This window comes from Noviherbaspirillum sedimenti (genome assembly GCF_003590835.1).
Classification (GTDB): domain Bacteria; phylum Pseudomonadota; class Gammaproteobacteria; order Burkholderiales; family Burkholderiaceae_D; genus Paucimonas; species Paucimonas sedimenti.
Map to the genome: position 1 here is coordinate 1,336,378 of NZ_QYUQ01000002.1, position 13,803 is coordinate 1,350,180.

The following is a 13,803-nucleotide window of genomic DNA, read 5'->3' on the forward strand; positions in this document are numbered from 1 at the left end:
ATCGCCAGCGCCGTTAAATAATTTTAATTTATGTTGGAGAGGCAATGACGCAAACGACGAATCAGGATCTGGTGGCGCAATACGGTCCGCGCGAAGCAATGGAATACGATGTGGTGGTGGTCGGCGGAGGACCTGCCGGCCTGGCGGCGGCCATCCGCCTCAAACAGCTTGCTGCGGAAAAGGGCAAGGATGTCTCGGTGTGCGTCCTGGAAAAAGGCGGCGAACTCGGCGCCCACATCCTTTCCGGCGCCGTCATGGACCCCATCGCCATGGCCGAGCTCTTCCCCGACTGGCAGGAACGCGGCGCGCCCCTGAACACCCCCGTCACCGAAGACCGCTTTCTCTTCCTGTCGGAAAACAAGGCCTTCAAGACGCCCAACTGGCTCTTGCCCGCCTGCTTCCAGAACCATGGCAATTACGTCATTTCCCTGGCCAATGTGGTGCGCTGGCTGGGCCAGCAGGCAGAAAGCCTGGGCGTGGAAATCTTCCCGGGCTTTCCGGCGGCCGAAATCCTCTACAACGACGACGGTTCCGTCAAGGGCGTTGCCACCGGCAACATGGGCGTGGACCGTGAAGGCAAGCCCACGGCAGCTTTTCAGCTTGGCATGGAATTGCATGCCAAATACACCCTGTTTGCCGAAGGCGCACGCGGCCACCTCGGCAAGCAATTGATGGCCAGGTATGACCTGAACCAGGGCAAGGATCCGCAAACCTATGGCATCGGCATCAAGGAATTGTGGGAAATCGATCCCCAACTGCACCAGCCTGGCCTGGTGATCCATACCGCCGGCTGGCCGCTGGACAATGCCACCTATGGCGGGTCGTTTTTGTACCACCTGGAAAACAACCAGGTCGCGGTCGGCTATGTGGTGGGGCTGGCGTATGAAAACCCGTATCTCTCGCCCTTCGAGGAATTCCAGCGCTACAAGACCCATCCGGCAATCCGCAAATTCTTTGAGGGCGGCAAGCGCCTGTCCTATGGCGCCCGGGCGATTACCGCCGGCGGCCTGCAATCGCTGCCCAAACTGGTCTTCCCGGGCGGCGCCCTGATCGGCTGCGATGCCGGTTTCTTGAATGCCAGCCGCATCAAGGGCAGCCATGCCGCCATGAAGACCGGCATGCTGGCGGCCGACGCCGCGTTCGAAGCGCTGGGCGAGCAGCGCCAGCATGACGAACTGACGGCCTACCCGCAGGCATTCGAGCACTCCTGGCTGCATGCAGAGCTGCACAAGGCGCGCAACTTCAAGCCGGCCATGGGCAAGGGCCTGGTCACCGGCACGCTGCTGGTGGGCATCGACCAGGTCGTGTTTGGCGGCAAGGCGCCGTGGACCTTGCATCACACCCATGCCGACCATGAAACGCTCAAGCCAGCGTCGGAATGTCAGCCGATTACCTATCCGAAGCCGGATGGCAAGCTGACCTTCGACCGCCTGTCGTCGGTCTTCATTTCCAACACCAACCATGCCGAAGACCAGCCGGTCCACCTGACGCTCAGGAACGATGCAGTGCCGGTGAATGTGAACCTGGCGACCTATGCGGGGCCGGAAGCGCGCTATTGCCCGGCGGGGGTGTATGAGTTCGTCAAGACCGAAGAAGGGAAAGACCGCCTGCAGATCAATGCGCAGAATTGCGTGCACTGCAAGACCTGCGACATCAAGGATCCGACCCAAAACATCGTCTGGGTGACGCCCGAAGGCGGCGGCGGGCCGAATTATCCCAATATGTAAAAAATAAAGCCGCGCAAGCGGCTTTATTCAGATCGGGATCGCATCCAGTGCATCACCGCAACGCAGGGCGGCTTAGAGCGCCCGCAAGCCCTGCTCAAGATCCGCGATCAGGTCGTCCGGGTTCTCCAGGCCAATATTCAGGCGCACCAGCTGGCCATCATGCGGCCAGTTGCGGCGCATGGCCTGCATGCGGTAAGGCACGGCCAGGCTGTTCGAGCCGCCCCAGCTGAAACCGATCTTGAAGAGTTTCAGGCTGTCGACGAAGCGGTCGGTCTGCTCCTCGCTGTAGCGGGCATCGAACACCACCGAAAACAATCCGCCGGCGCCGGAAAAGTCGCGCCGCCAGTTCTCATGTCCCGGACAATCCGGCAAGGCCGGATGCAGCACGCGGTCAGTCTCCGGACGGCTTTTCAGCCAGCTTGCCACTTTGAGCGCGCCGGCATCGTGCGCTTCGAAACGCAGCTTCAGGGTCGGCAAGCTGCGCAGCACCAGGTAGGCGTCGTCCATGCCAATGCCATAACCGAGTCGCATGTGGGCCGTTTCCAGCTTGCGGTGCAATGTCGTATCGCGCGTGATCAACGCACCCATCAGCACGTCCGAGCCGCCCGACTGGTACTTGGTCAGCGCCTGCATGACGATATCGACGCCGAGCTCAAAGGCGCGCAATGCAATGCCGGCCGACCAGGTGTTGTCGAGCGCCACCATCACACCCTTGTCGTGCGCGGCGCGGCAGATTGCCGGCAAATCCGGCACTTCCATCGACACCGACCCCGGCGCCTCGGTCCAGACCAGCCGCGTATTGGGCTGGATCAGGGCGGCAATGCCGGCGCCGATCAGCGGATCGTAGTAGCGCACGCTGATGCCGAAGTCGCGCGCCAGCCAGTTGCCAAGGTCACGACTGGGACCATAGACATTCTCTGGAATCAGGACATCGTCGCCGCTTTTAAGCAGGGCGAAATCGACCAGCGCGATCGCCGCCAGGCCGCTGGGGGCCAGCACGCAATGCCTGCCATCCTCGATTTCCGCCAGCCGCGCTTCCAGCGTGAAGCTGGTGGGGGTGCCGTGCAAGCCGTAGGTGTAGGCCGACTTGTCCTGCCAGTTGCGCGAGCGCAGCGCCGCCACGTCGGCAAACACCACAGTGGAGGCGTGGTGGATCGCAGTCGGAAAGGCGGCAAAGCCGCCGGGCGCCGTGTAGTCACTATGGATCAACGCGGTCTGGGGGGATTTCGGCACGCTCAAGCCACCTCTCCTGCAAGCTCAGAGAATAATTACGCCGCCGCCCACAAATCATGCGCATCCGCAGCGGTGATTTCCACCTCGACAAATTCGCCGACTTTCAACTGCTTATGCGGTTCGAAGGGGCGCTTCACGTACACCACGCCATCGATTTCCGGCGCATCCGCCGTCGAGCGGCCGATGCCGCCGCCGCTGGCTTCGACTTCATCGATCAGTACGCGCATGGTCTTGCCGACCTTGGCCTGCATGCGTTTTTTCGAGATTTCTTCCTGCAGCAGCATCACGCGGCCACGCCGCTCTTCGCGCACTTCTTCCGGCACCGGGTTGGCCAGCTGATTGGCGGTGGCGCCTTCCACCGGCGAATAGGCGAAGCAGCCGAGGCGGTCGATCTCGGCTTCCTTGAGGAAATCGAGCAGGTATTCGAACTCCGCTTCGGTTTCGCCCGGAAAGCCGGCGATGAAGGTCGAGCGGATGGTGAGATCCGGGCACATCTTGCGCCAGGCGGCGATGCGTTCGATATTCTTTTCGCCGCTGGCCGGGCGCTTCATGCGCTTCAACACATCGGGGTGGGCATGCTGCAGCGGCACGTCCAGATAAGGCAGGATGCGGCCTGCGGCCATCAGCGGGATGATTTCGTCGACGTGCGGGTATGGGTACACGTAGTGCAGGCGCACCCAGGCGCCGTACTGCGCGGCCAGTTCGCCCAGCGCGGTGACCAGCTGCGTCATGTGGGTCTTGACCGGCTTGCCGTTCCAGAAGCCCATGCGGAACTTGACGTCGACGCCGTAGGCGCTGGTGTCTTGCGAAATCACCAGCAATTCCTTGACGCCGGCCTTGAACAGGTTTTCCGCTTCCAGCATGACATCGGCGATCGGCCGAGACACGAGGTCGCCGCGCATCGACGGGATGATGCAAAAGCTGCAGCGGTGGTTGCAGCCTTCGGAAATCTTCAGGTAGGCGAAATGCTTGGGCGTGAGTTTGACGCCCTGCGCCGGCACCAGGTCGCTGAAGGGGTCGTGCGGCTTGGGCAGGTGCAGGTGTACTGCGTTCATGACTTCGCCGAGCGCATGCGGGCCAGTGACGGCCAGCACTTTCGGATGCACCTTCTGGATGATGTCGTCGCCGGCCGCATCCTTCTTGGCGCCGAGACAGCCAGTGACGATCACCTTGCCGTTTTCATGCAGGGCTTCGCCGATGGCGTCGAGCGATTCCTGCACGGCGGCGTCGATGAAGCCGCAGGTATTGACGATCACCAGGTCGGCGCCGTCGTAGGACTTGGCGGTGTCGTAGCCTTCGGCGCGCAGCTGCGTCAGGATCTGTTCGGAATCGACCAGCGCCTTGGGGCAGCCGAGCGAAACGAAGCCGACTTTCGGGGTTGAATTGGATGCGTTGGACATAAAAATGGGCACAAGAGCGAATCCGCTATTGTACCCTCTTGTGCCGCGTCAATTCCGCCGCGACGCGGTGCGCCGGGCGGAGATGGTGACTTTGTCTATTTATTCTCGTCTTCGCCCTTGTCGCCCGGTTGCACGAACGGAAACACGCCGACAAACAGGTTCTTGGTCTGGCTTTGCATCTGTTCCTGCATTTGCATGAACATGTTCTTGCTCTGTTCGATATAGTTACCCATGATGCCTTGCATCATCGGTCCCTGGACATTCATGAACTGGGTCCACATTTCCGGGGTAAATGGCTTGCCTTCGTAAAAGCCCTTGGAGCTTTCAGCCAGCTTGTTCTGGATATCGATGAAAGCCTGGATATTCTTTTCCAGGTAAGTGCCCATCATGCCCTGCATGGCATGGCCGTAGTAACGGATGATCTGCGACAGCGCATCGCTGGAAAACATCGGGCTGCCGTTGGATTCTTCTTCCAGGATGATTTGCAGCAGGATGCTGCGAGTCAAGTCTTCGTTACTCTTGGCATCGACCACGGCAAAGATTTCATTGTCGAGCACGAGTTGCTTGACGTCGCTTAAGGTGATGTAGGAACTGGTTTGCGTGTCGTACAGCCGACGGTTCGGATATTTCTTGATCAAACGTACAGAAATCTTGGGTCCGCTAGTCATTGAACTTCCAGTGCATTGCGTCGCAACGCTTTTCAGGCTGATGAAAGGATGGCGCGCCAAAGCGAGCCAGGGAGTAAGGCATTATATTGCGTTAAAACAAATATTTACGCAATTATGACAAAATTGTACGCCGATTGTTGCAGCACGGGGACCTGGACATGAAAATCCAGGCCCTGCCCGCTCAAGCCTTGGCCTTGACATAGCGGCCAGGGGCCGGTTCGATCGCCGGGTACGCGTCACTGCCATATTGCGCCGGCGCCTTGACCTTCTTGCCGGCATGCTCGGCGAGGAAGTCGGCCCACTCGCCCCACCAGCTGCCGGGCTTCTCAGTCGCGGATGCCAGCCAGGCGTCGGCATCGGTGGCCACCGTGTCGCTGACCCAGTAGTTGCGTTTTTTCTTTTCCGGCGGATTGATGACGCCGGCGATGTGGCCGGAAGCGCCCAGCACGAAACGGTTGCGCTCCGGCTTTTTCGGGTTCAGCAGGCGCGTCGAGGCGAAGGCCGATGTCCAGGGCACGATATGGTCGTCGCGCGAACCATAGATGAATGTGGGCGCATCGATGGCGCCAAGATCGACCTGCGTGCCACAAATGCTCAGGCTGCCCGGCTCCTTCATCTTGTTTTCAAGATACATGTTGCGCAGGTACCAGGCATACATCGGCCCGGCCATGTTGGTGCTGTCGGCATTCCAGTACAACAGGTCGAACGGCGCCGGCGCCTCGCCCTTCAAGTAATTGGCCTTGACGTAATTCCAGATCAGATCGTTCGGCCGCAGGATGGAAAACGCCGACGCCATGTCGCTGCCCTTCATCAGGCCGCCGCGACCCAGGGTCTGTTCGCGCATGCGCACGTGGCCTTCATCGATGAAAACGTCAAGCACACCGGTATCGCTGAAATCCAGCAGCGCCGTCAGCAGGGTCAGGCTGGCGATGGGCTTTTCGCCGCGCGCAGCCATGACCGCCAGCGCGCTGGAAACCAGGGTGCCGCCAACGCAGAAGCCGAAGGCATTGATCTGCTTCTGGCCGGAGATTTCCTGCACGGTATGGATGGCTTCGATCACGCCTTGATCGACATAGTCATCCCAGGTGGTCTGCGCCATCGAGGCATCAGGATTGCGCCAGGAAATCAGGAACACGGTATGGCCCTGTTCCACCAGGTGGCGCACCACCGAGTTTTGCGGCTGCAGGTCGAGAATGTAGTACTTGTTGATGCAGGGCGGCACCAGCAACAGCGGCTTCTGGAATACGGTGGCGGTCTGCGGACGGTACTGCAGCAACTGGAACAGCTCATTTTCGAACACCACCGCGCCTTCCGTCATGGCGAGGTTACGGCCGACTTCGAAAGCCGATTCGTCGCTCTGCGAAATGCGCCCCTTGCGCATATCGGCCAGCAAATGACTGATGCCTTTGGTGAGGCTCTCGCCTTTGGTGTCGATGATTTTCTTATGCGCTTCCGGGTTGGTCGCAAAGAAATTGGCCGGCGACATGGCGTCGATGGTCTGCTGTACGGCGAACTGGATACGCTGCTTGACTTTGGGGGGCGCTTGCACGGCATCGGCCATCGACTGCAGGAAACTGGCGTTGAGCAGGTAGGCTGCGGCCGTAAAGGCGTGCAGCTTGTTACCCTGCCACTCCGGGGCGGCAAAACGGTTATCCGCCAGTGCCGGCGCCTTGTCGGATGCCAGCTCCTGCCAGAGCGAAGTAAATTGCTTGAGATAATCCCCCTGCAATTGCGACGCCACGGCGGGATCGAGCTTGACTTCGGCGTCCCCTACCTTGACGGAGAAGGCGTCGAATCCGGATTGGGCGGACTTGAACAAATCCTGGAAGGCCCCGGGATCGGCGATCTGGGTCATCCACATGGTCGGGTGCAATTGCGGCGGAAGATTATTCATGGCTGTCAGCGGTCTTGATTTGCGGTATCGTTGGAAACTTGACGTTTTGTTTGGATGCTGCCGGACTTGCTTATGCTACTGATTGTTGCGATTGCCTGGATTTACGTGGTGCTGATGATGTCGATTACCGAACACTCGGTGGTTGCAGGCATTATGACCTTTTTGCTGTATTGCGTGTTGCCTTTGACAATTATTTTGTACCTGATGGCGACTCCGCAACGCCGGCGCCGTCGTCAGCCTGAAACAGCGCCCGCGCAGGCCGGCGCCACGGCGGATCTGCCGGCGGCCGCACCTGCGACTGCCACTACGGAGACGCCGGAGCAGCCGCCGGCGCGCTAGCTTTCTAGCCAGATCAGCGAAGCCATGCGTCCGCTGGTGCGGTCGCGCCGATAAGAATAAAACCGCGCCGCATCGGTTACCGTGCAAAAACCGCCGCCGGAGATGTTATCGATGCCCTGGCGGTGTAATACCAGTCGTGCCAAATGGCAAATATCGGCGAAATATTTACCTGAAGCATTGATATTCGGCAAGAAAGCCGCATCGGCTTCTCCACTGACAGCCAGGAACGCCTGCCGCACTTCCTCGCCCACCTCGAAACAGGCTGGCCCGATCGCCGGGCCCAGCCAGACCAGGATCTCGCCGGCGCCCGCCGCGCGCATGGCGGCGACGGTATTTTCCAGCACGCCCGCGACCAGTCCGCGCCAGCCGGCATGGGCGGCGCCGACCACGCGCCCCCGGACGTCGCAAAACAATACGGGCAAACAATCTGCAGTCATGATTGCGCATATCGCCCCGGGGCCCATGGCAATGCTGGCATCGGCTTCGGGCACGCCCACCACGCGGGCGGCATCCAGCACGACCGTGCCGTGCACCTGGCTTAGCCAGGCCGGCTCGGCTGGCAGCAAGGACCGCAGGAGCGCGCGATTTTGCGCCACCGCTGCAAGGTCGTCGCCGACATGGATGCCCAGATTCAGGCCGCCACCGCCGGCGCCGTCGTCATACGGCGCCCGGCTCACGCCGCCGGCGCGCAGGGTGGACAGCGCGCCGACATTGGCAGGCATGCCCGGCCAGTCCGGGATCAGCACGGCAGGGCCTGGCTTGGCAGTCATGCCGGCGCCGGGATTCCGGCGCGCTCGAGCAAGGCGGCGAAATCGGCGGCCAGCGGCACGCTCCACTCGCACGCCGCGCCAGTCTGCGGGTGGATCAGGCCCAGCCGGCATGCCTGCAGGGCCTGGCGCGGGAATACCGGCGCCAGATGGGCCTTGCCATACAGCGGATCGCCCACCAGCGCAAAACCGAGCGATTGCATGTGCACGCGGATCTGGTGGGTACGCCCCGTCTCCAGCTGGCATTGCATCAGGCTGACGGCGCGGCCGTCGATGGCGCCGGTGGTCAGGCGCTCGAAATGGGTCAACGCGGGCTTGGCGCTGGGGCTCTCGCTGACCGCCATTTTCAGGCGGTCGCGCTTGTGGCGGCCGATGGCCGACTCGATCCTGCCGCGCAGCACCGGCGTGCCCCACACCAGCGCCAGGTATTCGCGCTTGACAGTGCGGGCCTGCAGCTGGCGCACCAGGTCGGTATGCGCCTCGAGGGTCTTGGCGACCACCATCAGGCCGCTGGTCTCCTTGTCGAGGCGATGCACGATGCCGGCACGCGGCACCCCGGCCAGCGCCGGCAAGTGGTGCAGCAGGCCATTCAACAGGGTGCCCGACCAGTTGCCGGCGGCCGGATGCACCACCAGCCCGGCCGGCTTGTCCAGCACCAGGATGGCGTCATCCTCATGCACGATGCGCAAATCCATCGCTTCCGGCTTGTAGGCCTGCTCTTCGGCGGCCGGCTGCGGATGGACCAGCACGGTTTCATCGCCCAGCACCGTCATTTTCGCCCGGGCGGGCTGGCCGTCCAGGAGAACATGGCCGGCTTCTATCCATTGCTGCAGGCGACTGCGCGAATATTGCGGCAGTAATTTCGACAAGGCCTTGTCCAGGCGCTCGCCGCCGGCCTCATCGCCCAGACGCAAGGCGATCGGCGCGACCGGGGCAATCGCCTCGCCCGCGTCTCCGCCCTCGTCTCGTATATCATCATCAAGATCGTCATCCTGCAAAATTTCGGTCACTTCCGGCACTGCGGGTAATCTCACGGTAAATCCCATCGGCTATAATCCGCCTATTGTCCAATTTGTAGCAGATACTCATGCAAAGAAAAATCTTGAATGCGGCAACCCTGATCCTGGCGCTGCTGGTATCAGCTTGCAGCATGTTGCCGGATCAGATCGACGAAACCAAGGACTGGTCGGCCAGCCGATTATACTCGGAGGCGCAATCCGAAATGACCACCGGGAATTACGACAGGGCAGTCAAGAACCTGGAAAAGCTGGAGTCGCGTTATCCTTTTGGCACGTATGCGCAACAGGCGCAGATGGACGTTGCCTATGCCTATTACCGTCAGGGCGAACAGGCGCAGGCGCTGGCGGCGGTGGAACGCTTCATCAAATTGCACCCGAACCATGCCAACGTCGATTACATGTATTACCTGCGCGGCCTGATCAATTTTAACGACAAGCTCAGCCTGTTCAATTTCCTGTCACGCCAGGATCCGACCGAGCGCGATCCAAAGGCGGCGCGCGATGCCTTCGATTCGTTCAAGCAATTAGTCGACCGTTTCCCGGACAGCAAATACGCTCCGGACGCGCGTGACCGCATGCGCTACCTGGTAAACGCCATGGCAGCCTATGAAGTGCATGTGGCCAATTACTACTATCGCCGGGGCGCCTACCTGGCCGCCGCCAACCGCGCGCAGATCACGGTGCGCCAATATCCCGACGCCCCGCCGGCCGAGGAAGCGCTGTTCATCATGGCGCGCTCCTACGATGCGCTGGGCCTGGATGCGCTGCGCGACGATGCCGAGCGCGTGCTGAAACTGAATTATCCGAACAGCGAGTTTTCCCGCGGCGGCAAGGTCAAGCAGCGTGCGTGGTGGCACCTGTTTTAATCCGCTAATGTTATGCAAAAGCCCCGCCGGCAAAAAGATGGCGGGGCTTTTTTGTGCGCCTCAGTCTTGCTGGCGGCGACGGAATACCCAGCTATGCTCGCTCGAGACACTGACGTCGAAACGGTAGCCTTCGCTGTCGAAGGCTTGCAGATCGCGCGGCCGGGTAATGCCGTTTTGCGCCGCAAAGCGCGCCATCAGGCCGCGCGCCCGCTTGGCATAGAAGGAAATGATCTTGTACCTGCCGCCCTTCCAGTCCTCGAACACCGGCGCAATCACCGGCGCTGCCAGCAGCTTCGGCTTGACCGCCTTGAAATACTCCTCCGAGGCCAGATTGACCAGCGCCTCGGATTTGCGCTCGGCCATCACGGCATTCAGCCGGACGCTGACGCGCTCGCCCCAGAAGGCGTAGAGATCCTTGCCGGCCGCAGTGACCAGTCTGGTGCCCATTTCCAGGCGATACGGCTGCATCAGGTCGAGCGGGCGCAGCACCCCATACAAGCCGGATAGAATACGGATGTGCGCCTGCGCATAATCCAGCGCCGGTGGCGCCAGGGTTGCCGCATCCAGGCCTTCGTAGACGTCGCCGTTGAAGGCCAGCACCGCCTGCCGGGCGTTCTTGCGCGTAAACTTCGGCGACCAGGCAGCATAGCGCCCATGGTTGAGCGCCGCCAGCGGATCGGAGATTTTCATCAGGCTGCCGATTTGGGGCGGCGACAGTTCGCGCAGGCGCTCGATCAGCCTGGCCGCTTCGGGGATGAATTCCGGCAGTGTATGGGACTCGGTGACGACGGGAGATTCGAAGTCGAGGGACTTGGCGGGCGACAGAACAATCAGCATGTAATCAAACTCTTTGGAAGCAAACTTTGCAATGATACCGAATCGCGTCATCCTCGATACCAACGTCTGCCTCGATTTATTCGTATTCCACGACCCGCGCTGGCAGAATCTGCTGGCTGCGCTGCGGGATGGCCGTGTGCACGCGGTCACGCGCGCCGATTGCCGGCGCGAATGGCAGATCGTCCTGGGCTACGAGCACCTGCGCCTGGACGAGGCCGCCCGGGCACGCTGCGAGGCATCCTTCGATGCCCTGATCGGCCTCTTGCCGGAGCAGGAACTGACGCCGTTGACGGACATCCGCCTGCCGCTTTGCCGCGATACGGATGACCAGAAATTCCTCGAACTGGCACGCGACGCCCGGGCCGATGTCCTGATCACCAAGGACAAGGCCTTGCTCAAGCTGGCCAGAAAAAACGCCAAGTCGGGCCTGTTCCGCATCATCGCGCCGGAAGCCTGGGCGCTGGCAGCGTAAACATGGCACGGACAAACCGCTAGAATGGCAAAAAAGCCCTGACCGGCATTCGTTCAACCATTGCATTCGCCAACTCGCCATGAGCACTCCTACGACCGTATCGAACACGTCGACCGCATCCAACGCTCCGAGCCTGCTCTCGCGGCTGCCGAACGTCGGCACCACGATCTTCAGCGTCATGTCGGCGCTGGCCGCCGAAAAAGGCGCGGTCAACCTCGGTCAGGGATTCCCCGACTTCGACTGCGACCCGGCCCTGGTCGATGCGGTGGCCGCCGCCATGCGCGCCGGCCTGAACCAGTATCCATTGATGCCCGGCGTGCCGGCCCTGCGCCAGGCGATCGCCGCCAAGGTCGAAGCGCTGTACGGCCATGCCTATGATGCCGGCAGCGAAATCACCGTTACCGCGGGCGCCACCCAGGCCTTGTTGACGGCAATCCTGTGCTGCGTCCATGCGGGCGATGAAGTGATCGTGATCGAACCCGCCTACGACAGCTATCTGCCGGCAATCGAACTGGCCGGCGGCAGCGCGGTAACGGTGCAGATGGCGCTTGGCGCGGATGGCTATTACGTCCCCTGGGCGCAGGTGGCTGCCGCCGTCACCGCAAAAACCCGGCTGATCATGGTCAATACGCCGCATAATCCGACCGGCTCGATCCTGCGCGCCGCCGACCTCGAGGCGCTGGCGGACATCGTGCGCGGCACCGATATCCTGGTGTTGTCGGATGAAGTCTACGAACACATGGTGTACGACGGCGTGCGCCATGAATCGCTCAGCCGCCATGCCGAGCTGGCGCGGCGCGCCTTCATCGTATCGAGCTTCGGCAAGACCTACCATGTCACGGGATGGAAGGTCGGTTATGTCGCTGCCCCCGCCGCGCTGACGGCGGAATTCCGCAAGGTCCACCAGTTCAATGTCTTCACCGTCAATACGCCGATGCAGCACGGGCTGGCCGCCTACATGGCCGATCCGGCGCCCTACTGCCAGTTGCCGGCGTTTTACCAGCGCAAGCGCGACCTGTTCCGGGATGGCCTGAAGCACACCCGCTTCCGCTTGCTGCCGGCCGACGGCACCTACTTCCAGTGTGTCGATTACTCCGCCATCTCCAGCCTGGCCGAAAACGACTTCGCCCAATGGCTGACCGCCGAAGTCGGCGTGGCGGCGATTCCAGTGTCGGCGTTCTACCGCAAGCCGCGGGAGTCGGGCATCGTGCGCTTCTGTTTTGCCAAGAAGGATGAAACCCTGGGCGCGGCGCTGGCACGGCTGGCCACATTGTAAAACTACGTTAATCCGTATTGACACCATGAACAGGAAAGGCATTTAATAGGGAGCAGACGACGCCGGCAAAGACAGGCGCTTGTGATGCAAGGCAGACTTACCGCAAGACGATACATAAAAAGTCAGGTATGCATTTGCTTAATTTTCCAGGAAGAGACATGGAGAAACTCCGCATCAGCATGGCCGACCTGATCATTGGCCAGCCCTTGCCATGGGACGTAGTCGACGCCACGGGCCATCTCCTGCTGGGCAAAGGGCACGTACTCGCGCATGAGCGGCAGCTCGATACCCTGGTGGAGCGAGGCCTGTTCATCGATGCGCGATCCGCTGGCCGTAATAGCCATGTGCCGGCGCCGGCCGTCGAGATCCCTTCGGCATTGCGCACCATTAGCCTGGTCAACCGGCGGCTGGAAGCCTTGCTGGTCAACCTGCCGAACGAAACGCAGGCCGAGGCAAAGCTGCTGGAAGTGGCCACGGTGCTGATCCGCGCCGCCAGCAGCGAACCCGATATTGCCCTGGCCACCATCCTGCACAACCAGCAATGCGGCATTTATCCGGTACGGCACAGCATCGATACGGCAATCGTGGCGCTGCTGGTCGCATGTGCCCTGCGCAAGCCGGCCGAAGAATTAACGCTGATCGCTGCGGCGGCCCTGACCATGAACGTGGCGATGCTGCGCCTGCAGGAAAAGCTGCAGCACTCCGATGCGCCGTTGAGCGCGGATGAAAGCAGATTGATCCACGAACATCCGCAGGAGGGTGTGCGGCTGTTGCGCCAGGCCGGCGTCACGCAGGATGAATGGCTGTCCTGGATATTGCACCACCATGAAAACGAGGACGGCAGCGGCTACCCATTGGGCAAGCGCGGGGCAGACATCCCTGACAATGCCAAGCTCATCTCGCTGGCAGACCGTTACTGCGCCAGGGTATCGATGCGCAATTACCGCAAAGCGCTGGTGCCGAACGCCGCCTTGCGCGATATCCTGCTGGCTGAAAAAAACAATATCGACCCGAGCCTGGCGACGGCCTTCATTCGTGAACTGGGGATTTATCCGACCGGCACTTTTGTGCGCCTGCAAAATGGTGAAATCGGCGTGGTCACCGGCCGGGGCCCCAGCACCACCACACCCAAAGTACATGTATTGATCGGTCCGCGCGGCGCGCCGCTGGCGCAGGCATTCAAGCGCGACACAGACAAGCAACTTTACGCGATCCGCGACGTGCTTAACGACGAGCAGGCCGGGCTGCGTTTTACGATGCAACAACTGTGGGGGCCTGCGGCAGCCCTTTAGCCGGCGCTTGCAC

The 13,803-nt window shown here is 61.4% G+C and carries 13 protein-coding genes; 6 read left to right on the forward strand and 7 right to left on the reverse strand.

The genetic code is table 11. The features are described 5' to 3' along the window. Positions 1–44: 44 nt before the first annotated feature. A complete protein-coding gene (locus D3878_RS06255) occupies positions 45–1,727 on the forward strand; it encodes an electron transfer flavoprotein-ubiquinone oxidoreductase (protein WP_119784685.1) in 1,683 nt (560 codons plus the stop codon). Positions 1,728–1,799: 72 nt separating this feature from the next. On the opposite strand, the gene D3878_RS06260 is transcribed toward D3878_RS06255, so the two are convergent. The 4 genes from D3878_RS06260 to phaC form a co-directional block, all read right to left on the reverse strand. Then, positions 1,800–2,966: a cystathionine beta-lyase gene (locus tag D3878_RS06260; RefSeq protein ID WP_119784686.1), complete on the reverse strand. Its 1,167-nt coding sequence runs from the start codon at positions 2,964–2,966 to the stop codon at positions 1,800–1,802. A gap of 29 nt (positions 2,967–2,995) precedes the next feature. Beyond that, positions 2,996–4,360 (reverse strand): 30S ribosomal protein S12 methylthiotransferase RimO, encoded by a 1,365-nt coding sequence (gene rimO / locus D3878_RS06265; RefSeq protein ID WP_119784687.1) that lies wholly within the window; start codon positions 4,358–4,360, stop codon positions 2,996–2,998. A gap of 95 nt (positions 4,361–4,455) precedes the next feature. Beyond that, a complete protein-coding gene (gene phaR, locus D3878_RS06270) occupies positions 4,456–5,028 on the reverse strand; it encodes a polyhydroxyalkanoate synthesis repressor PhaR (RefSeq protein WP_119784688.1) in 573 nt (190 codons plus the stop codon). Between the two features lie 181 nt (positions 5,029–5,209). Then, the gene (gene phaC / locus D3878_RS06275; RefSeq protein WP_233556247.1) at positions 5,210–6,922 is read right to left on the reverse strand and encodes a class I poly(R)-hydroxyalkanoic acid synthase; all 1,713 of its coding nucleotides are present in this window, start codon (positions 6,920–6,922) and stop codon (positions 5,210–5,212) included. A 72-nt stretch (positions 6,923–6,994) separates the two neighbouring features. Here phaC and D3878_RS06280 point away from each other — a divergent pair, with 72 nt between their 5' ends. Continuing rightward, a complete protein-coding gene (locus D3878_RS06280) occupies positions 6,995–7,261 on the forward strand; it encodes a hypothetical protein (protein WP_119787738.1) in 267 nt (88 codons plus the stop codon). On the opposite strand, the gene pgeF is transcribed toward D3878_RS06280, so the two are convergent. Further along, the gene (pgeF, locus tag D3878_RS06285) at positions 7,258–8,031 is read right to left on the reverse strand and encodes a peptidoglycan editing factor PgeF (RefSeq protein ID WP_119784689.1); all 774 of its coding nucleotides are present in this window, start codon (positions 8,029–8,031) and stop codon (positions 7,258–7,260) included. The genes D3878_RS06280 and pgeF overlap by 4 nt on opposite strands. Next, complete coding sequence (locus D3878_RS06290; protein WP_119784690.1) at positions 8,028–9,074, reverse strand: RluA family pseudouridine synthase; 1,047 nt, start codon at positions 9,072–9,074, stop codon at positions 8,028–8,030. The genes pgeF and D3878_RS06290 overlap by 4 nt, the downstream gene beginning before the upstream one ends. A gap of 41 nt (positions 9,075–9,115) precedes the next feature. Between D3878_RS06290 and D3878_RS06295 the strand changes: the two genes are divergently transcribed. Next, entirely contained in the window at positions 9,116–9,913 is a 798-nt protein-coding gene (locus tag D3878_RS06295; RefSeq protein ID WP_119784691.1) for an outer membrane protein assembly factor BamD, read from the forward strand. A gap of 60 nt (positions 9,914–9,973) precedes the next feature. On the opposite strand, the gene yaaA is transcribed toward D3878_RS06295, so the two are convergent. Beyond that, a complete protein-coding gene (yaaA, locus tag D3878_RS06300) occupies positions 9,974–10,750 on the reverse strand; it encodes a peroxide stress protein YaaA (protein WP_119787739.1) in 777 nt (258 codons plus the stop codon). 31 nt (positions 10,751–10,781) lie between these two features. Between yaaA and D3878_RS06305 the strand changes: the two genes are divergently transcribed. The 3 genes from D3878_RS06305 to D3878_RS06315 all read left to right on the forward strand — a co-directional run bounded on the left by D3878_RS06305 (position 10,782) and on the right by D3878_RS06315 (position 13,790). After that, complete coding sequence (locus tag D3878_RS06305; protein ID WP_119784692.1) at positions 10,782–11,222, forward strand: putative toxin-antitoxin system toxin component, PIN family; 441 nt, start codon at positions 10,782–10,784, stop codon at positions 11,220–11,222. Between the two features lie 79 nt (positions 11,223–11,301). Beyond that, entirely contained in the window at positions 11,302–12,498 is a 1,197-nt protein-coding gene (locus tag D3878_RS06310; RefSeq protein WP_119784693.1) for a pyridoxal phosphate-dependent aminotransferase, read from the forward strand. Positions 12,499–12,656: 158 nt separating this feature from the next. Then, positions 12,657–13,790, forward strand: coding sequence for an HD-GYP domain-containing protein (locus tag D3878_RS06315; protein WP_119784694.1), 1,134 nt, complete (start codon positions 12,657–12,659; stop codon positions 13,788–13,790). Positions 13,791–13,803 lie beyond the last annotated feature (13 nt).

What these genes read in the sequence shown, in the direction of transcription:
- D3878_RS06255 (WP_119784685.1), top strand. Translation starts at nt 45, where the DNA reads ATGACGCAAACGACGAATCAGGATCTGGTGGCGCAATACGGTCCGCGC.
- rimO (WP_119784687.1), bottom strand. Translation starts at nt 4,360, where the DNA reads ATGTCCAACGCATCCAATTCAACCCCGAAAGTCGGCTTCGTTTCGCTC.
- phaR (WP_119784688.1), bottom strand. Translation starts at nt 5,028, where the DNA reads ATGACTAGCGGACCCAAGATTTCTGTACGTTTGATCAAGAAATATCCG.
- phaC (WP_233556247.1), bottom strand. Translation starts at nt 6,922, where the DNA reads ATGAATAATCTTCCGCCGCAATTGCACCCGACCATGTGGATGACCCAG.
- D3878_RS06280 (WP_119787738.1), top strand. Translation starts at nt 6,995, where the DNA reads ATGCTACTGATTGTTGCGATTGCCTGGATTTACGTGGTGCTGATGATG.
- pgeF (WP_119784689.1), bottom strand. Translation starts at nt 8,031, where the DNA reads ATGACTGCCAAGCCAGGCCCTGCCGTGCTGATCCCGGACTGGCCGGGC.
- D3878_RS06290 (WP_119784690.1), bottom strand. Translation starts at nt 9,074, where the DNA reads ATGGGATTTACCGTGAGATTACCCGCAGTGCCGGAAGTGACCGAAATT.
- D3878_RS06295 (WP_119784691.1), top strand. Translation starts at nt 9,116, where the DNA reads ATGCAAAGAAAAATCTTGAATGCGGCAACCCTGATCCTGGCGCTGCTG.
- yaaA (WP_119787739.1), bottom strand. Translation starts at nt 10,750, where the DNA reads ATGCTGATTGTTCTGTCGCCCGCCAAGTCCCTCGACTTCGAATCTCCC.
- D3878_RS06305 (WP_119784692.1), top strand. Translation starts at nt 10,782, where the DNA reads ATGATACCGAATCGCGTCATCCTCGATACCAACGTCTGCCTCGATTTA.
- D3878_RS06310 (WP_119784693.1), top strand. Translation starts at nt 11,302, where the DNA reads ATGAGCACTCCTACGACCGTATCGAACACGTCGACCGCATCCAACGCT.
- D3878_RS06315 (WP_119784694.1), top strand. Translation starts at nt 12,657, where the DNA reads ATGGAGAAACTCCGCATCAGCATGGCCGACCTGATCATTGGCCAGCCC.